At 63.5% G+C, this 21,610-nt stretch carries 21 protein-coding genes and 1 tRNA gene; 10 read left to right on the top strand and 12 right to left on the bottom strand.

The window, feature by feature from the left end; genetic code table 11:
* Window positions 1–102 precede the first annotated feature (102 nt).
* The 6 genes from V5F77_RS01945 (at window position 103) to V5F77_RS01920 (ending at window position 6,849) form a co-directional block, all read left to right on the top strand.
* Entirely contained in the window at window positions 103–879 is a 777-nt protein-coding gene (locus V5F77_RS01945) for an ABC transporter ATP-binding protein (protein WP_429003613.1), read from the top strand.
* Window positions 866–1,591 carry an ABC transporter ATP-binding protein gene (locus tag V5F77_RS01940; RefSeq protein WP_429003612.1) on the top strand — a complete coding sequence of 242 codons (726 nt, stop codon included), beginning with the start codon at window positions 866–868 and terminating at the stop codon, window positions 1,589–1,591. Before V5F77_RS01945 ends, V5F77_RS01940 begins: the two co-directional genes overlap by 14 nt.
* A 55-nt stretch (window positions 1,592–1,646) precedes the next feature.
* Window positions 1,647–2,861: an ABC transporter substrate-binding protein gene (locus V5F77_RS01935; RefSeq protein ID WP_429003611.1), complete on the top strand. Its 1,215-nt coding sequence runs from the start codon at window positions 1,647–1,649 to the stop codon at window positions 2,859–2,861.
* A gap of 61 nt (window positions 2,862–2,922) precedes the next feature.
* A complete protein-coding gene (locus tag V5F77_RS01930) occupies window positions 2,923–3,804 on the top strand; it encodes a branched-chain amino acid ABC transporter permease (RefSeq protein ID WP_429003610.1) in 882 nt (293 codons plus the stop codon).
* Window positions 3,805–3,811: 7 nt separating this feature from the next.
* Window positions 3,812–4,807, top strand: coding sequence for a branched-chain amino acid ABC transporter permease (locus V5F77_RS01925; RefSeq protein WP_429003609.1), 996 nt, complete (start codon window positions 3,812–3,814; stop codon window positions 4,805–4,807).
* A 260-nt stretch (window positions 4,808–5,067) separates the two neighbouring features.
* Window positions 5,068–6,849 (top strand): gamma-glutamyltransferase family protein, encoded by a 1,782-nt coding sequence (locus V5F77_RS01920; RefSeq protein WP_429003608.1) that lies wholly within the window; start codon window positions 5,068–5,070, stop codon window positions 6,847–6,849.
* A gap of 106 nt (window positions 6,850–6,955) precedes the next feature.
* Here the strand turns inward: V5F77_RS01920 and V5F77_RS01915 are convergent, their stop codons facing one another.
* Together V5F77_RS01915 and V5F77_RS01910 are read right to left on the bottom strand one after the other, a co-directional pair.
* Window positions 6,956–7,231 (bottom strand): hypothetical protein, encoded by a 276-nt coding sequence (locus tag V5F77_RS01915; RefSeq protein ID WP_429003607.1) that lies wholly within the window; start codon window positions 7,229–7,231, stop codon window positions 6,956–6,958.
* 118 nt (window positions 7,232–7,349) lie between these two features.
* Window positions 7,350–7,661 (bottom strand): hypothetical protein, encoded by a 312-nt coding sequence (locus tag V5F77_RS01910; protein ID WP_429003606.1) that lies wholly within the window; start codon window positions 7,659–7,661, stop codon window positions 7,350–7,352.
* Window positions 7,662–7,906: 245 nt separating this feature from the next.
* Between V5F77_RS01910 and V5F77_RS01905 the strand changes: the two genes are divergently transcribed.
* On the top strand, window positions 7,907–8,089 hold the full coding sequence (locus V5F77_RS01905; RefSeq protein WP_429003605.1) for a DUF1328 domain-containing protein: 183 nt from the start codon (window positions 7,907–7,909) through the stop codon (window positions 8,087–8,089).
* 401 nt (window positions 8,090–8,490) lie between these two features.
* Here the strand turns inward: V5F77_RS01905 and V5F77_RS01900 are convergent, their stop codons facing one another.
* Together V5F77_RS01900 and V5F77_RS01895 are read right to left on the bottom strand one after the other, a co-directional pair.
* Window positions 8,491–8,760, bottom strand: coding sequence for a bacteriocin (locus V5F77_RS01900; protein WP_429003604.1), 270 nt, complete (start codon window positions 8,758–8,760; stop codon window positions 8,491–8,493).
* A gap of 110 nt (window positions 8,761–8,870) precedes the next feature.
* Entirely contained in the window at window positions 8,871–9,251 is a 381-nt protein-coding gene (locus V5F77_RS01895) for a hypothetical protein (RefSeq protein ID WP_429003603.1), read from the bottom strand.
* A gap of 192 nt (window positions 9,252–9,443) precedes the next feature.
* Between V5F77_RS01895 and otsB the strand changes: the two genes are divergently transcribed.
* The 3 genes from otsB (at window position 9,444) to V5F77_RS01880 (ending at window position 11,950) form a co-directional block, all read left to right on the top strand.
* Window positions 9,444–10,298, top strand: a complete 855-nt coding sequence (gene otsB / locus V5F77_RS01890) for a trehalose-phosphatase (protein WP_429003602.1) — start codon at window positions 9,444–9,446, stop codon at window positions 10,296–10,298.
* A gap of 2 nt (window positions 10,299–10,300) precedes the next feature.
* A complete protein-coding gene (gene otsA / locus V5F77_RS01885; protein ID WP_429003601.1) occupies window positions 10,301–11,773 on the top strand; it encodes an alpha,alpha-trehalose-phosphate synthase (UDP-forming) in 1,473 nt (490 codons plus the stop codon).
* A gap of 92 nt (window positions 11,774–11,865) precedes the next feature.
* Window positions 11,866–11,950: transfer RNA gene (locus V5F77_RS01880), tRNA-Leu, on the top strand.
* Between the two features lie 135 nt (window positions 11,951–12,085).
* On the opposite strand, the gene V5F77_RS01875 is transcribed toward V5F77_RS01880, so the two are convergent.
* The 8 genes from V5F77_RS01875 to V5F77_RS01840 form a co-directional block, all read right to left on the bottom strand.
* A complete protein-coding gene (locus V5F77_RS01875) occupies window positions 12,086–12,391 on the bottom strand; it encodes an EthD domain-containing protein (RefSeq protein ID WP_429003600.1) in 306 nt (101 codons plus the stop codon).
* 216 nt (window positions 12,392–12,607) lie between these two features.
* On the bottom strand, window positions 12,608–13,387 hold the full coding sequence (locus V5F77_RS01870; protein ID WP_429003599.1) for an alpha/beta fold hydrolase: 780 nt from the start codon (window positions 13,385–13,387) through the stop codon (window positions 12,608–12,610).
* A gap of 205 nt (window positions 13,388–13,592) precedes the next feature.
* Window positions 13,593–14,363, bottom strand: coding sequence for an alpha/beta fold hydrolase (locus V5F77_RS01865; RefSeq protein ID WP_429003689.1), 771 nt, complete (start codon window positions 14,361–14,363; stop codon window positions 13,593–13,595).
* A gap of 102 nt (window positions 14,364–14,465) precedes the next feature.
* Window positions 14,466–16,094 (bottom strand): GMC family oxidoreductase, encoded by a 1,629-nt coding sequence (locus tag V5F77_RS01860; RefSeq protein WP_429003598.1) that lies wholly within the window; start codon window positions 16,092–16,094, stop codon window positions 14,466–14,468.
* Between the two features lie 89 nt (window positions 16,095–16,183).
* The gene (locus tag V5F77_RS01855) at window positions 16,184–17,044 is read right to left on the bottom strand and encodes an alpha/beta fold hydrolase (RefSeq protein ID WP_429003597.1); all 861 of its coding nucleotides are present in this window, start codon (window positions 17,042–17,044) and stop codon (window positions 16,184–16,186) included.
* Between the two features lie 516 nt (window positions 17,045–17,560).
* Window positions 17,561–17,974, bottom strand: coding sequence for a nuclear transport factor 2 family protein (locus V5F77_RS01850; protein ID WP_429003596.1), 414 nt, complete (start codon window positions 17,972–17,974; stop codon window positions 17,561–17,563).
* Window positions 17,975–18,077: 103 nt separating this feature from the next.
* Entirely contained in the window at window positions 18,078–20,972 is a 2,895-nt protein-coding gene (locus V5F77_RS01845) for an ATP-binding protein (protein ID WP_429003595.1), read from the bottom strand.
* Between the two features lie 112 nt (window positions 20,973–21,084).
* Window positions 21,085–21,585, bottom strand: a complete 501-nt coding sequence (locus V5F77_RS01840) for a DUF302 domain-containing protein (RefSeq protein ID WP_429003594.1) — start codon at window positions 21,583–21,585, stop codon at window positions 21,085–21,087.
* Window positions 21,586–21,610 lie beyond the last annotated feature (25 nt).

Genomic DNA, 21,610 nt, shown 5'->3' with positions numbered 1-21,610 from the left:
GGTTGCGCCGCAAGATCAAAAGCATCACGCAAGATGCGGTCTCTAGGGGAGCCGGCGGGCGCACTGCGCTACGGGCCGAAACAAGCGAGGACGCAGAGCACGATGACGGACACTGTCTCAGACGTGCCCTACATCGTTGAAGCAGAGGGTCTCACCAAAGAGTTCAAGGGTTTCGCGGCGGTCAAGAACGTCAACCTGCGGATTCGACGGCACACCATTCACGCCCTGATCGGGCCGAATGGCGCTGGCAAGACCACATGCTTCAACCTGATCACGAAATTCCTGGAGCCGACCCGTGGCGTCATTCGCCTGAACGGGAAGGAGATTACGCGCACCAAGCCCGCCGACGTGGCGCGCCTGGGGATGGTGCGCTCGTTCCAGATCTCGGCCACGTTCGGGCACCTGACGGTGCTTGAGAACGTGCGCGTCGCCTTGCAGCGCGCGCTTGGCACGTCGTTCCATTTCTGGCGCTCCCAGAACTCGCTGGACGTGCTGAACGAGCGCGCCATGGAATTGCTGGAGGAGGTGGGCCTCACCTCCTACGCCAAGCACGAGGCGGTGGAACTGCCCTACGGCCGCAAGCGCGCCCTGGAGATCGCCACCACCCTGGCGCTTGAACCGGAGATGCTGCTGCTGGACGAGCCCACCTCCGGCATGGGCCGCGAGGACATCGCCCGCACCGCCGACCTCATCAAGCGCGTGTCGGCCAACCGCACGGTGCTGATGGTTGAGCACAATCTCTCGGTGGTCGCCGACCTCTCCGACGCCATCACCGTGCTGGCGCGGGGCGAGATCCTGACCGAGGGGCCTTATTCCGAGGTTTCAAAGAATCCGCAAGTGATCGAGGCATACATGGGAACGGGGCATGGCCATGGGTGAGGCGGCCTCTGCCGCACCGCTGCTCGCGGTGCGCGACCTGCACGGTCATTACGGGGAAAGCCATGTCCTGCACGGCATGAGCTTCGATATCCACAAGGGCGAGGTGGTGACTCTGCTGGGGCGAAACGGCGCCGGCAAGACCACCACCATGCGCGCCGTCATGGGCCTGCTGCGCAAGCGCGCCGGCTCGATCCGCTACGACGGCAACGAGACCGTCAAGCTCGCGCCCAACCATATCGCGCGCCTCGGCATCGGCTATTGTCCCGAGGAACGGGGCATTTTCGCGAGCCTGAACGTGCGCGAGAATCTGCTGCTGCCGCCGGTGGTGCTGCCCGGCGGCCTCTCCGTCGACGAGATCCACGACCTGTTCCCCCGCCTGGAGGAACGGCGCAACAGCCAGGGTACGAAGCTGTCCGGCGGCGAGCAGCAGATGCTCGCCATCGCCCGCATCCTGCGCACGGGCGCCAAGCTGCTGCTGCTCGACGAGCCGACCGAGGGCCTCGCGCCCGTCATCGTCCAGCATATCGGCGACATCATCCGTGCGTTGAAGACCCGGGGCTTCACCGTGCTGCTCGTGGAGCAGAACTTCCACTTCGCCTCGACCGTCGCGGACCGCCATTATGTGGTCGAGCACGGCAAGGTGGTGGACATGGTCCCCAACGACAAGATCGCGGAGAACGCGGCGCGTCTCGAAGCCTTTCTCGGCGTCTAAAGCCGGGTTTTCGAAAAAAAACGCAACCGGCTGCCTTGCCGGAGGAGGAAACAAGATGCGTCTTGCAACCATGTTCATGGCGGCCGCGAGCCTGTTCGCCGTCACCGCCGCCCAAGCCCAGACCACGCCGATCCCGGTCAAGATCGGCGTGCTGAACGACCAATCCGGCCTCTATGCCGACCTCGGCGGCCCCGGCTCCGTGTGGGCCGCCAAGAAGGCGGTCGAGGATTTCAACGCCGCCGCCAAGGGCATGAAAGTGGAGGTCGTGTTCGCCGACCACCAGAACAAGCCCGACGTCGGCACCTCGATCGCCCGTCAGTGGTACGACGTGGACGGCGTGGACGTGATCCTCGACGTGCCCAATTCCGGCGTCGCCCTGGCCGTGAACCAGGTGACCAAGGAAAAGAACAAGGTCTTCATCAATTCCGGCGCCGCCAGCTCCGACCTCACGGGCAAGGCCTGCACGCCCAACACCGTGCACTGGACCTATGACACCTGGGCGCTGGCCAATGGCACCGGCAAGGCGATCACCAAGAACGGTGGCGACACCTGGTTCTTCCTGACCGCCGACTATGCCTTCGGCCATGCGCTGGAGCGCGACACCGCGGAAGTCGTGAAGGCGAACGGCGGCAAGGTGCTCGGCACCGTGCGCGTGCCGCTCAACAATTCCGACTTCTCCTCCTTCCTGCTGCAGGCGCAGGGCTCCAAGGCCAAGATCATCGGCCTCGCCAATGCCGGCGGCGACACTATCAACTCCATCAAGCAGGCGGCCGAATACGGCATCGTCGACGGCGGCCAGAAGCTGGCCGGCCTGCTGATCTTCCTCTCCGACGTGCATTCGCTGGGGCTGAAGACTGCGCAGGGCCTGAACCTGACCTCCGCCTGGTATTGGGACATGACCGACGCCAACCGCGCCTTCGCCAAGGAATTCGCGGCGGCCAATCGCGGCGTGCACCCGACCATGGTGCAGGCCGGCGTCTATAGCGGCGTGATCCATTATCTGAAGGCCGTCGAGGCCCTGAAGTCGGCCAAGGACGGCGCGGCGGTGGTGGCCAAGATGAAGGAGATCCCCACCGACGACAAACTGTTCGGCAAGGGCGAAGTGCGCGCCGACGGCCGCCAGATTCACCCGATGTATCTGTTCGAGGTGAAGAAGCCTTCGGACTCCAAGTATCCCTACGACTACTACACCTTGAAGGCGACGATCCCCGCCAACGAGGCGTTCCGTCCGCTCGATCAGGGCGACTGCCCGCTGGTCAAGAAGACCTGATGATGGCACCCGCGGGCCGGCGTCACGCCGGCCCGCTCTCTCCTGTCGCAGAGACCGATCCATGTTCGAGCTAATCGGCATTGCCCCCCAGGCCCTGTTCGGCCAATTGCTCCTGGGGCTGATCAACGGCGCCTTCTACGCCATGCTGAGCCTTGGGCTCGCGGTGATTTTCGGGCTGTTGAACGTCATTAATTTCACCCACGGCGCGCAATATATGATGGGCGCGTTCGGCGCCTGGATGCTGCTGAACTATGTCGGCATCCCGTTCTGGGGCGCGCTGGTGATCTCGCCCATCGTCGTCGCGGTGATCGGCATGATCATCGAGCGGCTGCTGCTGCGCCGGCTCTATCATCTCGACCATCTCTACGGCCTGCTGCTGACCTTCGGCCTGGCGCTGATCCTGGAAGGGCTGTTCCGCCGCCAATATGGCGCATCGGGCCTGCCCTATAACAATCCGCTGCCGGGCGGCACCAACCTCGGCTTCATGTTCCTGCCCAATTACCGCGCCTTCGTGGTGGTGGCCTCGCTGGTGGTGTGCATCGCCACCTGGTTCGTGATCGAGCGCACCAAGCTCGGCTCGTACCTGCGTGCGGCGACCGAGCGGCCGGACCTGGTGCAGGCGTTCGGCATCGACGTGCCGCGCATGATCACGCTGACCTACGGCTTCGGCGTCGGCCTTGCCGCGCTGGCCGGCGTGCTCGCGGCCCCCGCCTATCAGGTGAGTCCCACCATGGGGTCGAACCTCATCATCGTGGTGTTCGCGGTGGTGGTGATCGGCGGCATGGGGTCGATCATGGGCGCCATCGTCACCGGCTTCGGCCTCGGCCTCGTGGAGGGCCTGACCAAGGTCTTCTATCCCGAGGCATCGTCCACGGTGATCTTCGTCATCATGGCCATCGTGCTCCTGGTGAAGCCTGCCGGCCTGTTCGGCACGGTGAAGTGAGGCAATCATGACTTCCACGACTTCCCAAGCCTCACCCCCCGTGCCCGCCGCCGTGTCCGGCGGCCTCACGCCGCTGAAAATCGTCATCGGCGTGGTGGTTCTCGGCCTGCTGCTGGCCGCCCCGTTCGGGGTCTATCCCGTATTCCTGATGAAGGTGCTGTGCTTCTCGCTGTTCGCGTGCGCCTTCAACCTGATGCTGGGCTATACCGGGCTGCTGTCGTTCGGCCACGCCATGTTCTTCGGCGGCGCCGCCTATATCACCGCCTATCTCGTGAAGATGCAGGGCCTCTCGCCCGAGCTGGGCATCCTCGCCGGCACGCTGTTCGCGGCGCTGCTGGGGTTGATCACCGGCCTGCTGGCGATCCGCCGCGTCGGCATCTATTTCGCGATGGTGACGCTGGCGCTGTCGCAGATGTTCTTCTTCTTCTGCCTCCAGGCGAAGTTCACCGGCGGCGAGGACGGTCTGCAGGCGGTGCCGCGCTCGCTCATGTTCGGATTCGTGGACATCTCCAAGGACATCAACCTCTATTATGTCGTCCTGGCGATCTTCCTGATCGGCTTCGGCATCATCTACCGGGCCATCAACTCGCCGTTCGGACAGGTGCTGAAGGCGATCCGAGAGAACGAGCCGCGGGCGATCTCGCTGGGCTACCGCGTCAACCAGTACAAGATCCTGGCCCTCGTGCTGTCGGCGGGTCTGGCGGGTCTGGCGGGGTCCACCAAGGCGATCGTGTTCCAGCTCGCCTCGCTCACCGATGTGGTCTGGCCCATGTCGGGCGAGGTCATCCTGATGACCCTGGTCGGCGGAATGGGCACGGTGCTCGGGCCGGTGGTGGGCGCCACCATCATCGTCACCATGCAGAATTATCTCGCCACCTTCGGCGAATGGGTTCTGGTCATTCAAGGCGTCATCTTCGTGATCGTGGTGTCGCTGTTTCGGCGCGGCATCGTCGGCGAGGTGCTGGCGGCGATCCAGAGCATCCGCAACCGCGGGGACAAATAGCGCTCACCGCGAATCGGGCAGGGGTCTCCAGAAGGCTCTGCCATCGTTAAAAAAAGGGGCCCCCACGGGCCCCTTTTTCATGGCGCCGCCCGCCGAAGGGGCGCGGCCTGCCGGCCCGCAGCCACGCCAGGGCAACGCCTGTCGCGCTCCATATTGAAGCGAAAAGATTTTTCCTTCATAGAAACGTCACCGTCCGCTCTCGTGGGGATCGGCCTCCGGATCATCCGGCCCATTTGGTGCCGCAGGAAAGGGCATGAGCAATGAACGTGGCCAGCGAGCGCAGCTTTCGCACCGCGCCCACCGAGGCAACCACCTTCTATTCCCGCATCTTCGCCCGGCGCGGTGTGGTCGCTTCGCACCATTATTTCTCATCGGGCGCCGGCATCGACGCGCTGAAGGCGGGCGGGAACGCGGTGGATGCGGCGGTGGCGGCGACCCTGGTGGAGGGCCTGCTGAACCCGAACATGCACACCATCGGCGGGGAATGCCCGATCCTCCTCGCGCCTGCGGGCACGGGCGAGGTGATCTGCATCAACGGCAATATGGTGGCGCCCCGCAAGGCGACGCCGGAGGCGTTCCGCGCGCGCGGCCATGAGGTGGTCCCGGCCGAGGGGATTCTGGCCGCCGGCGTTCCGGGCGCGTTCGGCGCGCTGATCGTCGCGGCGCAGCGCTATGGCCGCATGAGCTTTGCCGATCTCTCCGCCCGTGTGCTGGATCTCGCCCGCACCGGCTTTCCCGTGCATGCCGGGCTGATCCGCCAGCACAAGTTCGGCATCGCCGACAATCGCGCGAAGTTTCTCGCCCAATGGCCCGGCAGCGCCGCGCTCTATCTGCGCGACGGAGAACTGCCCGCCGAGGGCTCGGCGATGACCAATCCCGCCTTCGCCGGCATGATCGATTATCTCGTCTCGGCCGAAAAAGCCGCCGGCGGCACGCGCGAACAGGGCCTGCAGGCGGTGTTCGACGCCTTCTACAAGGGCGATGTCGCCGCGCAGATGGTGGCCTTTTCTGATGCGAATGACGGCCTGCTGACGCGCGCGGATTTCGATGCGTTCGAGGTGCCGGTGGAGGCGCCGGTGTCGATCGATTATGCCGGCGCGCGCATTCACAAGACCTCGGCCTGGACCCAGGGGCCGGCGCTGCTGCAGACGCTCTCGATCCTGAAATCTTTCGATCTGCCCGCGCTCGGCCACAACAGCGCGGATTATGTGCATCTGGTGGTGGAGGCGATGAAGCTCGCCTTCGCCGACCGCGAGCAATATTACGCCGACACCCGCCAGGTCTCCGTGCCGGTGGACGCGCTCTTGTCGGATGCCTATGGCGCGCTGCGCGCGAAGCTCGTGGACATGGCCCGGGCCAGCGCCGAGATGCGCCCCGGCGATCCGGTGGAGGATCTCGCCCTGCTCGCGGCATCGGAGCGGCGTCCGCTCACCAATTGGGGGGCGGGGACGGTGCATGTGGACACCATGGACGAAGAGGGCAATGCCTGCGCGTTCACCCCCTCGGGCGCCTGGATCAAGTCGGCGGAGGTGATGCCGGCGCTGGGCTTTCCGCTCGGGAACAGGCTCTCCAATTTCCACATGGGGCCGTCCAACCACCCCAATGTGGTGGCGCCGGGCAAGCGGCCGCGCACCACCATCAGCCCCACCCTGGTCACCGTGGACGGGCGCCCCACCATCGCCTGCGGCAGTATGGGCGGCGACCAGCAGGACCAATGGCAGGTGCAATTCCTGCTCAATCGCCTGGTGTTCGGCATGCCGGTTCAGGCTGCCATCGAGGCGCCGAAATTCTCCAGCGAGCATTTTCCGGGCTTCTTCGCCCCGCACGATTTCTTCCCGAGCCGCCTGCGGATCGAGGCGCGGTTCGGGGACGCGGTGTTCGCGAGCCTTGCCGCGCGCGGCCACGAGCTATCGGTGGGGCCGGACTGGACCGAGGGGTTCCTGCTGGCGGCGGAGCGTCATCCCGACGGCATGCTGGAAGCCGGGTGCGATCCGCGCGGCAGCAAGTCGGAGGTCTTTCCCGCCTCGGCCGCCGGCTGGTGAAAGGTGCGCGCCGGCGCGCGAGTCGCGTCGACACGCACGAAACGCGGCATCGCCTTCACATGAAGGAGGGGATGTCGCGCGTCAGGACAGCGGAAACGTGACCGCGTCAGGCCTCGTCTTTTTCCTTGGGACTCATGCTCGGGGGCGTTTCCGCCGGCGGGTCCGCCTCGGTCCGCGCTTGAACCGCACCCTGCAACTGCTGCGCAAGACGCATCAGGTCATCAGGAACGTCTTCCTGGGTAAATTCATCGAACAGCTGGCGCAATTCCTTACCAAGAAGATCCTGGCGTGCGGAAATGTCCCTGCGATGAGGGGCTCGCATACCGCCTCCCTCTTTTTGGTCCTGCATGATCATGGTTTGGTCTGGACGCAGCGTGCGCATGACGTGGGTTCGCCAGGTAGCAGGAGGGCAGTGCACAAAAGCCGTTCTGGACTTGCCATGGCAATGCCCTTTCCTGCAAGGGAAAGTGGTGTGGAGTTACAAATGGGCAGCGACCGGGTCATTCCCGATAGAGCCGCGAAGAACCATCAACGGGGTCGCCGTCATTGTCCCATCGCGCATCGGCCCGGCGCGCATAGGACGGCAAAACCGTGGACTTGGGGGAGGACATGTCTGCGCCACCGGTCTCGCCGATCGCGGCGGACACTGAACGCAGGTGACGCCGCTCCTCGTCCGGTCCGCGGAGTTTGCGCGGGCGGGCATAGTCGCGCGGCGCCTGATCGGGCGTGAATTCGCACTGATCGTAGCCATGGGGTGCGGGAAGGCCATTCGGCATTGCCTTCCCGGCCGGGAAATGTCGCGGTCCGGGCATTCTGCTCTCCTCCGCCTCAACACTATTCGCCAACAAACGCGGAGGGTCCCGCTTTGTTCCGGCCGATCCCGGGTTGTTAAAAATATTCCTTTATCTTCGTATGCCGGTGCCCCAGGCGCGGAACCGCGCACCGCTCACGCCGTTGAGACGGCAAGGCTTCCTCACGGGCCTCCCGCGTCGTCGACCTCCGGCATCGCGGGCCGACCTGCCCAGCCCCTGTGGGCGGGCGTAAACGGAGTTTCCCCATGATCAGCTGGGCCATTACGTTTCTTGTGATTGCCTTGATCGCCGCGGTGCTGGGTTTCGGCGCCATTGCGGGCACGGCCATCGAGATCGCCAAGATCATCTTCTATGTCGCGATCGTCCTGTTTCTCATTTCCGCCGTGCTCGGCTTCATGCGGCGTGGCCGCGGCCCGACGGTGCCATAGCATCTTGCTTCAGGCCTCGGGCGGCGCGTCCCGGACGACACCGGAATGCTGTTCGACAACACCCCGGCTTCGGCCGGGGTTTTGGTTTGAGAACGCCGGAGTCAAAAAAATGGCGGACCGGAAAGCCGATCCGCCATGAGAGGTGACCCAAAACAAGCGCCTCAAAAAGACGCCCCAAAAGGGGACCTCGTCAGGTGACTTGGAGGTTCGGCACGAAGCCGACACATGAGATCAATGCCACAATCCGGCTTTGGTTCCACTTCATTCCGCGTCCGTAGGGGCAATTTGCGGTCACGTGCCGGTGAGCGCGCATGCGGACCTGCGGTTGAAGTCCGGGACAGCGTAAAAAAAACGGGGCGCCCAAAGGGTGCCCCGTAATTTTTTTCGCGCATACCCGCCGATCAGGGGCAGGTGACGCGATAGGAATTGCCGTAGGCGTCGCGCGCCCAGCAGGCCTTCGGTGTGGTGGAGGCGCCGACGATGGCGCCAGTCGCGCCGCCGAGCACACCGCCCACAATGGCGCCGCCGGCCGTGCCGGTCGCCGCGCCGCCGATCAGGGCGCCGGCGCCGGCGCCCAGAAGGCCACCGCCGACCGCGCGGTCGGATTCAGAATATTGGCTGCAGCCGCCCAGGGCCAACGCCGCCGCGAACACAATGATAGCCGCCCTCATTTTCATCTCCACATATCCTTGTCGCCGGCGGGCGCCGGGTGCGACCGGCCGATCTTTATTTAATGCCTTCTTCGTCGGGTGGCCGACAACCCCGCCGAACGAAGGAATCTTCAGTTTCGGCGGGATGAGGTTCCCGCTAGGGCATATAGCACGCAACCGATGGTCAACCCTATGGCCACCGCGCCGACCACGACCGAGCCGGGGTTGCGCACCACGAGATCATGCGCATGATCGACGACGTCATCAATATGACGCCCGGCCTCCCGGCCACCCTTGCGAGCTAGGGAGAGGCCGTTCTTGGCGAGGTTGGCCGCTTCGCTTTCCAGCGTCTGGACCGCCTCGTTGAAATAACGGCCGGCCTGATGGCGCGGTTCGCGGGTATTTTCTTCCGCCGCACCCGCGAGGGCCTCTCCGAGCAGGGTGATGTCATGCCGCAGGGCTTCGAGACGCTTCGATATATCGGCGGTGGATGAGCGCGAATGTCCGAACATGGCGTGTCTCCGTGGATTCAGGGAGGCAAACGCTACGGATCTCTTCCGGTTCCGGTCCAGGTTGACGCGCCCCCACAAATCAAGCGCGAGCGCTGCTGATTTCATCGTGGCGCTTTTTTGGTCGTTTTAAGACGGAACCCGAAGCCAAGCGGGGACGTTCCAATGCTACTATGTACCTAGATGGATACCTACATGCCAACCTTGACCCCCGGTTTCTCCGCTTCTCTCGCGCCGGTTTCCGGCGGACATGAAGTTGGTCCGGGTGCCGGTGGCACTGAGACTCCTTCGGCTGGAATCGGCCATCTGGTGAACCTGCTGGATCCCGCGCGCTGCGCGTTTTTCTTCGATGTGGACGGCACGCTGATCGATATCGCCGCGCGTCCGGACGCAGTGGTCGTGCCGCCGGAATTGCTGGCGGATCTTTCCGCATTGCAGACGCGGGCCGATGGCGCCCTGGCGCTGGTCAGCGGACGGGCGGTCGAGAACCTGGACCATCTGTTCGCGCCCCTGCGCCTGTCCGCCTCCGGCATCCACGGTGCGCAGATGCGCGCGCAGCCCGGTGGGGAGATCGTCTCCTCGGTGGCGCCGCTCCCGCACGACCTGCGCGCGACCCTCGCCCTTATCGCCGCGGATCTTGAAGGGGTCATGGCAGAGGACAAGGGCGCCAGCGTCGCCATGCATTATCGCGATGCGCCCGAGATCGGCCCGGTGCTGGAAGGCATGCTCCATGCTTTGGTCGGTGAAAGCCACGCCCGGCTTGTGGTGCTGCCCGGGCGCATGGTGTTCGAAGTGAAGCAGGCCGGCCACGACAAGGGCATGGCGGTGACCCGCTTCATGGAACTGGCGGCCTACGGCGGCCGCACTCCGGTGTTCATCGGCGACGACGTCACCGACCAGGCCGGATTCGCCAGCGTGTGCGCCCTTGGGGGCATCGCAATTTCCGTTGGGCGCCAGTTCCCCGGCGTCCATGCCGTCCTGCCTGAGCCGGCGGACGTGCGCTCCTTGATCGCCACCTTGGCGGAAAAGCCCTTCGAGCGGAGGAATTGACCGTGTCGCGCCTCATCGTCGTATCGAATCGGGTTGCCGTTCCCCAGCCGGGCGGAAAGACTTCCGCTGGCGGCCTTACCGTCGCCGTCAACGCGGCCTTGGAGGGCCGCTCCGGCGTATGGTTCGGCTGGTCCGGGCGCATCAATGACGCGCCCTCCGATCGCCCTGTCGTGTCGACCCGCGGCAAGATCAAATATGCTGTGGTCGACCTCAAGGAGGACGACTACCAGGAATATTACAACGGCTTCGCCAATCGGGTGCTCTGGCCGATCCTGCATTACCGGGTCGATCTCGCCGAATTCCAGCGTGCCGATTTGTCGGGCTACATCCGCGTCAACCGCAATTTCGCGGAGCACGTCTCCAAGATCCTGCAGGAAGACGATGTGGTCTGGATCCACGACTACCACATGATGCCGCTGGCGAAATATCTGCGCGAGCGCGGTCACAAGAACCGCATCGGCTTCTTCCTGCACATTCCCATGCCGCCGCCGGAACTGCTGGCCACGCTGCCGCGCCACGGCGAGATCATCGGCTCGCTCGCCCATTACGATTTGGTGGGCTTCCAGACCGAGAGCGACCGGGACAATTTCGGCCGCTACCTGGAAAGCCGAGGCGGGCAGGCGACGGCCGACGGCACCGCCTATGACATCGCCGGCCGCCGGGTGAAGGTGGGCGCGTTCCCGGTCTCCATCGAGACCGAGGCGTTCGCGCGCCGCGCCCGCCATGCGCGCCGCACCAATTATGTGAAGAGCTTCAGCGAGAGCCTGACCGGTAAGAAGCTGATCCTCGGCGTCGACCGGCTGGATTATTCCAAGGGCATTCCCAATCGACTTGAGGCTTACGAGCACCTGCTGCGCACCGCGCCCGAGCTGCACGAGAAGATGACGTTCGTGCAGATCACGCCCAAGAGCCGCACCGAGGTGCCGGAATATATCGAGATGGACCGCTTCATCTCGCACAAGGCCGGGCAGATCAACGGGATGTACGGCGACGTCTCGTGGACGCCGCTCCGCTACGTCAACAAGACCTATTCGCGCTCGGCCCTCGCCGGCTTCTATCGCCTCGCGGACGTGGCTCTGGTGACGCCGCTGCGGGACGGGATGAATTTGGTGGCCAAGGAATATGTCGCCGCGCAGGATCCCGCCGATCCCGGCGTGCTGGTGCTCTCGCAGTTCGCCGGCGCGGCGGCGGAATTGTCCGGCGGCGCCCTGATGGTGAACCCGCATGAGACCGAGGGCATGGCGCTTGCGCTGCGCCGCGCGCTCGACATGCCTCTGGAAGAGCGGCGCGAACGCCATGCCCGCATGATGGCGGTGCTCACCCGCCACGACATCGACAGCTGGGCGCAATCCTTCCTGGAGGCGCTGAACGAGAAGCCGCCGCGCCCGGTCTCCCATCTCATGAGCCGCGCGCCGCTGCAGAGCCTGAGCTTCGGCACCGGCTGGCACGGTCTTCACCGTCCGCAGGGCCTGTGACCGCACTCGTGCGCCTCGTCCCCAGGGACTGGGCTCGCCGGCGTGAGTTTTTAGTTGGCGCGCCCTCAAAGCCGATATAGATAGCGCCTGATGCGGGCGTGGTGGAACTGGTAGACGCGCCGGACTCAAAATCCGGTTCCGAGAGGAGTGTCGGTTCGATTCCGACCGCCCGCACCATCCCATTCTCCAGGTTTCTAGGATCGTCCGGCTCGCCTCTCGCGACGTGGCCAGCTGTTGGTTGCGGTGCTTGCAACACCTGAGTCCCGGGTTGGGTCGTCAGGTCAGTCCGGAACCGGGCCGCATCGTCATCCATCACTCGGAGGTGATGCGTTCATCGACGACATAGGCCCGTGTCTGCGATCGGTCGAGAAATCGTGCTTCGTCGGCCGCGACCTGCTCGCCCGCGTCGGGACCGAAAAGCTTGCCAATCCATGCGAGAAAAGCCTCTCGATCAGGAAAGCCAAGTTCAGTCATGACATCGAAGTCGATGCTGGCGCTCCCCTCGGTCAGCTTTTCCCCGTGGACGATATAGCAGCGCTTATAGATCGGCGGCGCTGGGGCCAAGCTGAGGATCAGCGGGATATGGTTGTTCTCATAGTAGTCGATGAATTCATCCATATTGATGTCGTTACGCCTTTTCAGAAAGCCAAATATTTTATACATATATACTCCTCTGTGGTGTGAAAATATTTGTAGTTCGGAATCGTTTGTGATGTTTTAGCATGAAATGCGTGACTAAACACAAGCTGGGGCTGCATCGAGCAGCCCCAGGAAGCGCGCTGCTTGGGTGCAGCGCAAGATTTGAGAGCGATTGCCCTCATCATTCGCCCGCGACTAGTCGGCTTGTCCTGCGGCTTGGAGGATGAGCTTTGAGATTTCGTCGGGATGGGAGATCAGGGAGAGATGGCTGGATTTCACTTCGATGGTCTTTGCGCCCATGCGCTTGGCCATGAAGCGCTCCAGATCCGGGTTGATCGTGCGATCTTCGGTGGAAACTGCATAGAAGCTCGGCTTCGAGCGCCAGGCGGCCTGCGTGGTCTTGCCGGCGAGCAGCGCCTTGTGAAACGGCTCCTGAACCGCATAGAGCACCTTCGCCTTCGCCTCCGGCAGATCGCCCGCGAAGTCGCGCAGAAACGCTTCCTCGGTGAGGCGGCCCTCATCGCCGTCGAAGACGATGCCGGCGGAAGCCGGCGGCGTGGGATAGGTCTTCGCCAGAGCGGCGTAATCCTCGCCCGCGTCCGGCGCCCGCGCCGCCACATAGACCAGCGCCGACACCTTCGGATGCACGCCGACCTCCGAGACGATCATGCCGGAGAAGGAATGCCCGACCAGGACGGTTGGCCCGTCCTGCCGATCAAGCACGCGCTGGGCGGAGGCAACGGCTTCCGGCAGCGTCGTCAGCGGGTTCTGCACAGCCGTGGCATTGAGACCCGCCGCCTGAAGACGCGCGATCACCTCGGACCAGCATGATCCATCGGCGAACAGCCCGTGGGCCAGCACGATGTTGCGCGCCTTCGCCGGCGCTTCGGTGGCGGCCATGCCGCGGGTGGAGATCAGCGAAGCCGCGGCACCGGCAACGAGGGCGACCGAGAAGCTGCGCCTGTTCATCATCATGATTGATCGTCCTTTGATCGTGAGGGGAAATTTATCGGCGCAAGGCGGCGGCGCGCTTGCGCCGGGATGACGGCGTCACCTGGCTGCGGGCCGCTCGCCCGTCCCACCGATGCAGCCGGATCGCGCAGCGGATCCATGATCGCGCTGGATGGGAACCACTGTTTCCGGGCGGGCCTTTGGAGAAAGGTCCGCCCGGGGTCGGACGTCAGTCTTGCTTGGCGGTTTCTTCCGCTGCCGCTGCCTTTTCGATGAGTCTGGCGACGACGGCCGGATGAGAGACCATGACGAGATGAGGCGCGTCCTTCACGACCAAGGCCTCCTTTGCACCCGCACGCTGCGCCATGAAGGCGTGTGCGGCCGGCGGGATGACCTTGTCGGCGCTACCGTAGACAAACCACGACGGAATGGTTTTCCACGCCGGCGCCGCGGAGGCTCCCTTAAGCGCGGCATCGGTCACAGGGCGCTGGGTGGCCGCCATGAGCTCGGCCTGCTTCTCGGGAACGTCGGCTGCGAATACGGCTCGGAACTTGCCCTGCTGGACATAGAGGTCATGAGCGCCGTCCGCGAGGGCAATCGGCGGGGCCAGTGCGTCAGGCAGGATGCTTCCCGGGAACTTGCCGGTGAGATCGAAGGCGTTCTCGCCAGCTTCCGGAGCGTAGGCCGCGACATAGACCAGGGCCTTCACATTATCGGCGCCGGTCGCGGCGTTCGTGATGATCGAGCCTCCATAGGAATGGCCGACCAGGACCACCGGCCCCTTGGTATTTTTGACGATGCCGGACACGTAATCGGAATCGCTCTTGAGGCCGCGAAGCGGATCGGGAGCGGCGATGACGGTATATCCGTCAGCCTGAAGCCTGGAGATGACGCCGTCCCAGCTCGATGCGTCTGCGAACGCACCGTGGACCAGAACAATGGTGGGCTTCGCCATTTCTGGCGTGGCGGCCGAAGCTGTCCCCACCGCCATGTTCAACATGCCGATGGCGCTGACAGCCAGGAGTGCGGTCGATGCCGCACGTTTCACGTATGTCATAAGTTTCATCGAAGTCTCTCTCTCTCTGCTAGTTTGAAGGGGGGATCAAAGCTGACGTTCGCGGGCGATTGCCCGACTTGCCTGCTCGCCGATGACGACGCAGGGGGCCATGGTGTTGGCCAGGGGAACCCGCGGCATCACGGAGGCATCGGCGATCCGCAGGCGGTCGACGCCGTAGACCTTGAGGCGGCTGTCCACGACGGACATGTCGTCCTGTCCCATCTTGGCGGTGCAGCTCTGGTGCCAGATGGTCGACACGCCATCGCGGATAAACTTGTCCATGTCGGCAGCGTCGAGCGCGGTCGGCATGACCTCCCGCTTCACGAAGCGCTGAAACGCCCGAGCATTGCCGACCTCCCGCGTCAGCTCCACGCACCGCCGTAGTGCTGTCAGGTCGGCCGGATCGGAGAGGATCTGCGAGTCGATGAGGATCGGATCTTCGGGTTTTGCCCCGGTCAGCCGCAGGCGGCCCACGCTGTGAGGACGCAGCAGCGCCGGAAAGATCCCCCAGGATCCGGCCGGAATGGCGTAACGCCCGGCGAGTTCAGGGGTTGCCACCGGGAACTGGATCTGGAGCAATTGGATATCGGGACTGTCGAGCTCCGGCGTGCTCTTGGCGAAGATGGTCGCTTCGCCGCCATTGCCGTGAGGGGGCATCGGCTCGGGGTATTCCCACATGCAGCTGGTAACCATGATGTGGTCCTGGAAGTTGGCGCCCACTCCCGGGAGATGCTGGACCACCGGGATCCCCAGGGCTGCCAGCGTCTCGCCATCGCCAATGCCGGACTGCATCAGGACCTTGGGGGTCTGGATGGCCCCGAGGGACAGGATCACTTCCTGCGACGCGAGGAAGCGGCGGCTCCGGCCCTCAAGGATGCATTCCACGCCGATCGCGGCTCCCCGCTCGATGAGCACGCGCGTGACCAGGGTCCCGGGCAGCACCGTCAGGTTCGGCTGGTTCATCAACGGGAAGGCGTAGGAGCGGAAAATCGACTGCCGCCGGCCGTCGCGAATTCGCAGGTTGAAGTAGGCCGCGCCGCCGGGCCCCTCCATCATGGCGCCGTTCACATCGTCGAAGACGGGGATATCAAGCTCGACCGCGGCATCGAGCATCGCCTTCGCGACCGGGTGCGGCTCGATCGGTGGCGTGATGTAGAGCAGGCCATCCTGTCCGCGGCGGGCGGGATCGGGCACGCCTTGCCAGTTTTCGATCTCGCGGAAGATGCCCAGAACCGATTCATAGCTCCAGGCAGGATCGCCGGCCTGGGCGGCGAAATAATCCCAGTCGCTCTTGTGGCCGCGCGCCCAGAGCATGACGTTGATGCTTGATCCTCCCCCAAGCACCTTGCCCATGCTCATCGGGATGGCGCGCCCGTTGAGGTGCGGATTGGGTAAGGCCGTGTAGCCCCAGTCGCGCGCGCTGCCGAGATTCATCGGCCACGCCGCCGCCATCTCCACTTCAGGCGCAGTGTCGCTCCCGCCGACCTCGATCAGCAGCACGGAGACCGCCGGATTCTCGGCCAGACGCCGCGCCACGACAGAGCCGGAAGAACCGGAACCGCACACGATGAAGTCGTAGCTGGTGCGAAGTGCGGCGCGAAGCCGAAGCTGGTTTTCTTCAACCTCGCGGGCGAATTCCGCGTCGAGACTTTCAAGATTGGATGTTTCACTCATCTCACACCTCAAAAAAGGGGGATCCCGGCTCGGCACAGACGGCGCGAGCCGGCCGCCAGATGTCCGAGCCGGAGCGATGGCCGTCTCGGCTAGGCGTCCAGGAAGGTGCGGACGTGATTCACAAAGAGCGCGTGGTGCTGAAAGAGGGCACCGTGGCCGGAGTCGGGATACAGGAGCAGTTGGGCGTTGCTCATGGCGTTGAACATCGCGTAGGCGTTGCTTGCCGGGAGCATGGTGTCATGGCTGCCGCTGACCAGGAGGGTGGGCTGGCTGATGGCGCGCAGGATGGCATTCTCGGGGGAAGGCGTAGCGCACCATGTGATCAGGGCCTTTGCCTGCGGATCGGTCACGGCGCTGCCGCCATCGGTGTCACGATCTTCCTTGCGGGCATAGACCCGGTTCAGAAATGCCCGGCCGGCGGCCTGACTGGCAGAGGTCTTCGTGAAGAACAGCGGCAGGCGCACGTCAGGCGCCTCGGTTTGGGAGAACGCCTCCTGCAGAACCGCCAGCAGGTGCTCTTCGCCGCCCTGCGGCGCAGTGCCGACGAGGACCACCTTATGGACCAGCGCGCCATGCTCAGCCGCTATCTGCTGGGCAACGCAGCCGCCGAGCGAATAGCCCAGCAGGTCAACCTTGGAGAGGCCGAGCGCCTTGATGAAGGTGACGGCATCGCGGGCCATGGCCGCAACACTGTCCGGGGTCTGGCCGGTGGAACGGCCGACGCCGGCATTGTCGAAAGCAATCACGGGACGATCGGCGGCCAGGGCGTTTACGACGGCGGGATCCCAGGCGTCGATATTGCCCGAGAAATGCTGCAGCAGAATCAGCGGCGTTCCGGTCGACGGGCCGAGCTGACGATAGGCGAAGCGGATGCCACCGCTTTCGATGTAACGGGTGGGCGCGGTTTCCAGCGTGGCGCCCTCACGGTTTGCGATATCCAGTTTGGTCATGTCATCTCCAGGCGCTCAGAGTAAATCTCTGGTTTAGAGCGGCACGACAGAGGATGGCATGGCGGATATTGGATCGGATGTTATGAGGCGTAAGCTCGTGAAAAGTTCTGTCATCAAGAAGTTTTGATAATGGAGCGCGGGTTGAACACTTTTGGAGTAACAAATTCGTGTGAACTATACTGATGAAAAGATGATTTTTTAGTGCCCGGCTTGGCGGTGCTCATTAAGCCGCGAAAATACCATGGTCATGAGAAGGGATATTATGGGGCATGGCCCCGCGCCGATGGTGCGCTGGCCCCGGGTGCCTCACACCCTGGTGCCCCGCGCCCGAAGCGTCGACGGAGTGTTCAAGCTGTCGGTGCCTGAGATAGGGCGACGGCGGCCGGCGCAGTCCGGACTTCAAGGGTGCCGATATCCTCAATCTCGAGTCTTGAGTCGGCAGGGCGTCAAACACGCACGTCCAAGGGCGGTTCCAGGTCAACGCCTCGCAGGGCTTCGGGCCCCGTCAAAGCCGATTCAGATGCCAGATTGATTGCGCAGGATGATGAGCTGAACGATTTTCTCGTCGTGACATGAAAAATAAAATGCAAGCACGAGCGGATCTGGCAACCCGCGCTTGTCGAACAATCCATCCACATGGGCGGTCACGATCGAATGCCCATAATGCTGGAGCGTTTTGACGACCTCGAGGGTCAATCGCTCGCCGATGATATCGCGAGCGGCCCAAGCCGCGATGGCCCCCTTGCCCCAATAGTCGACAAGCTGGTCATTGACGAGGGCGTCGTCGACGAATGTTTCCAGCAATGCGTCGAGATCGCATGCGTTCATTGCGTGAATGAAGGCGGCGACCGTCGGGGGAAGATCTGCGACCAGCGCATTCGAAGCGGGAGCCTCGGCGCCTGGCTCTCGCCGCTTTTCCAAATGAGACATCTCAAAAAACGCCCTGTCCTCTTTTCACTCCCAATGAGTATTGGTGGAAGAGGCTTCGGGGGGCATATTATTTGATGTTAAACGGCGTTATCTCCACCCTGGGTCAGGGTCGGTCCGCTCGTCTTGTGAACGGGACTGACGCGCGCCCGAGGTCCGCCAACATTTGACTTGCGCGCCTCAAGTCCGCTGTCTGGTGGCCTTCCTTGAACCGCCGGTAGACAGCCTCCAGCAGTTCTGCTGCCTGTGCGGCTTTGTCTTGACTGCACCACAGTCGCGAAAGGCTTATTGCCGCCCGAAGTTCGAGGCTGAGGGCTGATTGAGCCTTTGCACGTTGCATTGAAAGCTGAAACGCTTGTTCGGCGGCTCTATGATCGGCAGGAGTTGTTTTGAGCAAGATCTCGCCCCGGATTCTTAGCAGTTCGGGTACGCTTGAGGATTCAACTTGGGTCTCGTTCCAGACTGTTGTGGCATTGAGGACCGCCAGAGCTTCGTCAATGTCCCCAGACTGCATCAGCCCGTCGGCCAGCGCCCGATGAAAAGCGGGCGTTAGGATGTTATGTCGCTCCGCGTGCAAAACTCCGAGGGCGCGCCGTAAAACAGAAACGCCAGCGGATGGATCCCCGCGCGCAATGGCAAGTTCACCGGTCAAAGCCAGACCAACCGCATGATAAGGGCCAAGCGAGTGCCGCGTGGCGTGGGCGACCAGCCGTCGGATGAGGTGATCTGCCTCATCAAAATCGCCGCGCCAGAGAAACACGGTGGCGGTATAGATCATGGCGATACACAAATTTACCGGCTGATCGCGCTTGACTGCTTCGTCGATCGCCCGTCGAGCGGTCTTGGCGGCGCGATCGGGAAACCCGGTGAGCCAAAGGGCGCGTGCGAGCGCGACCAGCCCGCGAATCCGGTGATCATAGCCAAAGAATTCGACCTGCGCGGCGTCTGAGGCCGCTGCCTCCGTCAGACCGCGCTCGCAGTGCCGCTGAGCGCTCGCCTGATCCCCGCTCAGGTGGTAGGCGACGCCCAACATCCACTCGCCTGTGGCTATCGCCGCGGGTGAAGCGATCTTCTCAGCAATTGCAACGCTGCTTCGCGCCGCAGCCATCGCGCCTTGAAAATCGCCCAGTCGGGTCAGGAAAATGTTCAGGCCCGCGAGCAAGTGCAACTGATGCGGCAGGTCGCCCAACGCCTCTGCCAATCTCAGGCCATCATCAATGGCCGCGCGCACTTCGCTGCCATTGCCGCGAGAGAACATCGCCGAAGCGGCTAAATTTGCTTGAAGTACCAGACGGGTTGCGTTGTTTTCGTCGCCTTCGGGCAATGCTGCCAAGCCCTGCTCGCACCAGTGAACACATTCGACGAGCAAGGCAAGGTCGAAGAACAATGGAGCCGCCGCGGCGGCCAACGGTACGCCGATCGCCACGTCGCCAGCGTCGGAAAAACTCCATTCCAAGGCTGCGCGAATATTGCCCAAATACGGGGCGGCAAATGCCACGTCTTCGATGGTGATTGTAACCCCCTCGCCTGCACCGCTGGAAAGGCGGTTCGCGTAATAGAGGGCATGTCGTCTCGCGACAGCGTTGGTCTCATCGGTTTGTGCAAGTTTTTCGGCCGCGAAGGCCAGCGTTGTATCGAGCAGCCGATGATGCGCGATCCCGTCGATCTGCGCGACCCAAACGAGCGATTTGTCGATCAGGCTGGAAATCGCTTCCGCGACCTCAATCGCATCCGTTTCGTCGTCCGCCGCCACAGCCTGAGCTGCCTCCAGCGTGAATACGCCGACGAAGATTGACAGGCGGCTGAGCACGCGGCGGTCCCAGTCGGACAGGAGATTGAAGCTCCAGTCCAGCATCGCCGCGAGTGTCTTATGACGCGGTGGCGCGCTTCGGCGTCCCTGCCATAGGAGTTTGAATCGATTGCTGAGCAGATCGGCCGTGCCCTGCAACCCATAAGCGCCGACGCGGCTGCCAGCGAGTTCGATGGCGAGCGCGATACCGTCCAGTCGACTGCAGATTGCCGCCACGGTTGGCGCATCGGCGTCTTTGAGTGGCACGATGTAGCCGCTGGCGAAGGCACGCTCCATGAACAACTGCACTGCGGGCGTAGCCAGGGCTTCGGCGGCAGTCAGATCGTCTCGCACAGTCGGATAATCCAGCGGCGTCAAAAGGTGAACGTGCTCGCCCTCTGCGCGCAGCGCCTCCCGGCTTGTGGTGAGGATATGCACCTCCGGCGCATCATTGTAGAGACGCTCCGTCAGCGAAGTGGCAGCGTCGATGACGTGCTCGCAATTGTCGAGGACCAGCAGAATTCGACGACCCGCCAGGAACGCCATGAGACTGGGAAGCGGATCATGCGCCTGCACCGAGCTGCCCACGGCCGTGGCGACTGCGCTGGAGACGACGGCTGAGTCGGTGACGGCGCTGAGATCCACAAAGTGGACGGCATTGCCGAACTCAGCGAGCATGGCGTGGGCAACGGAGACGGCCACCGTCGTCTTTCCCATTCCGCCTGGACCCACCACGCTGACGAAGCGCCGGGCGGCGAGCAGCACGGATAATGCCTCGATGGCGTCTTGACGGCCGACCATACGAGCTGGGCGTGGCGGAAGCTTGTGCTTCGGGACGTAAAGTGCCCCGGACAGAACGGGCAGCGGCGCCATCGGCTGTTGCTGAGCTGCCGAGCGATCAACATGCGCGACAAAACAATATCCTCGCCCCGTCACGTTGGCTATGTATCTGGCCCCGTCCGCGTCGCCGCCGAGTGCTTTGCGCAAGCTGGCGATCGTCACGCGGAGGCTGCCGTCGCCCACGACCACACTGGGCCACGCGCGGGCGATCAAGTCGCGTTGACTGACGACCTCGCCAGCCGCTTCGACAAGCGCGATGAGGATATCAAGCGCTCGACTGCCGACGTCGACGGCTTCTCCGTCCCTCAGCAGCAGGCGCTCCTCCGGTATTAGCCGGTAGGGTCCGAACGTGATGACGTCGCTTACAGCCATGGAGCCTTGACACAATACCATTTGAACAGTGCGAGACATCGTGTCCCTGCACAATCTCCGCTCGAACTATCCTTGCATTCGCAGCCCGCGCGGCGCGGCTCCCCCGTCGCTATCAGGCGGCCACCCCGCTTGCGAGTTCCGCCAAGGCACGGAGCTTGGCATCCAGCTTGATCGCGGCGGCGGACACCTCGCCATTGTTGAGACGACTCATCAAAGATGAGGGCAGATCATAGGCCAAGCGCACCTCGCCGGAGGCCGTCTGGAAGATCAGGACTCTGATTGGAACATTCAGGCCGACACCAGGATCATGGGTGATCATGGTTCTGGCCACCAACGGATTGCCAATGATGTACGATCGAATCTTGGCATCCGCCCCTACGCGCGCCATCCACGCGCCATGATCGTTGGTCAAGAAGCGCATGAATCCGCTTCGACCCTCATAAGCCCTTATCCGCGCTTCAAAGTCTGCCGGTCCATTCGCCGCAGCGATTTCGCGCGGGATAATGGTGGAATCCGAAAGATTGCCAAGCTCGGCCTCAAAACGGGTGACGACGTCATCAAAGGAGCGGTGGCTGACATGCTCACAGTGCTGGACTGTAAAGCTCTCGATCATGGCTGCGTGCTCTTTATCTGCGGGC

Source organism: Roseixanthobacter psychrophilus, assembly GCF_043195195.1.
GTDB lineage: Bacteria > Pseudomonadota > Alphaproteobacteria > Rhizobiales > Xanthobacteraceae > NCEH01.
The sequence above is the reverse complement of the archived record's forward strand: the minus strand, read 5'-3'. Positions and strand labels throughout refer to the sequence as shown.

Bases quoted from the DNA above. Each gene is read 5' to 3' on its own strand.
- V5F77_RS01900 (WP_429003604.1), bottom strand. From the start codon at position 8,760: ATGAGGGCGGCTATCATTGTGTTCGCGGCGGCGTTGGCCCTGGGCGGC.
- V5F77_RS01945 (WP_429003613.1), top strand. From the start codon at position 103: ATGACGGACACTGTCTCAGACGTGCCCTACATCGTTGAAGCAGAGGGT.
- V5F77_RS01930 (WP_429003610.1), top strand. From the start codon at position 2,923: ATGTTCGAGCTAATCGGCATTGCCCCCCAGGCCCTGTTCGGCCAATTG.
- V5F77_RS01860 (WP_429003598.1), bottom strand. From the start codon at position 16,094: ATGAGTGAAACATCCAATCTTGAAAGTCTCGACGCGGAATTCGCCCGC.
- V5F77_RS01870 (WP_429003599.1), bottom strand. From the start codon at position 13,387: ATGATGATGAACAGGCGCAGCTTCTCGGTCGCCCTCGTTGCCGGTGCC.
- V5F77_RS01940 (WP_429003612.1), top strand. From the start codon at position 866: ATGGCCATGGGTGAGGCGGCCTCTGCCGCACCGCTGCTCGCGGTGCGC.
- V5F77_RS01905 (WP_429003605.1), top strand. From the start codon at position 7,907: ATGATCAGCTGGGCCATTACGTTTCTTGTGATTGCCTTGATCGCCGCG.
- V5F77_RS01920 (WP_429003608.1), top strand. From the start codon at position 5,068: ATGAACGTGGCCAGCGAGCGCAGCTTTCGCACCGCGCCCACCGAGGCA.
- V5F77_RS01915 (WP_429003607.1), bottom strand. From the start codon at position 7,231: ATGCGCACGCTGCGTCCAGACCAAACCATGATCATGCAGGACCAAAAA.
- otsB (WP_429003602.1), top strand. From the start codon at position 9,444: ATGCCAACCTTGACCCCCGGTTTCTCCGCTTCTCTCGCGCCGGTTTCC.
- V5F77_RS01925 (WP_429003609.1), top strand. From the start codon at position 3,812: ATGACTTCCACGACTTCCCAAGCCTCACCCCCCGTGCCCGCCGCCGTG.
- V5F77_RS01845 (WP_429003595.1), bottom strand. From the start codon at position 20,972: ATGGCTGTAAGCGACGTCATCACGTTCGGACCCTACCGGCTAATACCG.
- V5F77_RS01935 (WP_429003611.1), top strand. From the start codon at position 1,647: ATGCGTCTTGCAACCATGTTCATGGCGGCCGCGAGCCTGTTCGCCGTC.
- V5F77_RS01910 (WP_429003606.1), bottom strand. From the start codon at position 7,661: ATGCCCGGACCGCGACATTTCCCGGCCGGGAAGGCAATGCCGAATGGC.
- V5F77_RS01875 (WP_429003600.1), bottom strand. From the start codon at position 12,391: ATGGATGAATTCATCGACTACTATGAGAACAACCATATCCCGCTGATC.
- V5F77_RS01855 (WP_429003597.1), bottom strand. From the start codon at position 17,044: ATGACCAAACTGGATATCGCAAACCGTGAGGGCGCCACGCTGGAAACC.
- V5F77_RS01895 (WP_429003603.1), bottom strand. From the start codon at position 9,251: ATGTTCGGACATTCGCGCTCATCCACCGCCGATATATCGAAGCGTCTC.
- V5F77_RS01840 (WP_429003594.1), bottom strand. From the start codon at position 21,585: ATGATCGAGAGCTTTACAGTCCAGCACTGTGAGCATGTCAGCCACCGC.
- V5F77_RS01865 (WP_429003689.1), bottom strand. From the start codon at position 14,363: ATGTTGAACATGGCGGTGGGGACAGCTTCGGCCGCCACGCCAGAAATG.
- V5F77_RS01850 (WP_429003596.1), bottom strand. From the start codon at position 17,974: ATGTCTCATTTGGAAAAGCGGCGAGAGCCAGGCGCCGAGGCTCCCGCT.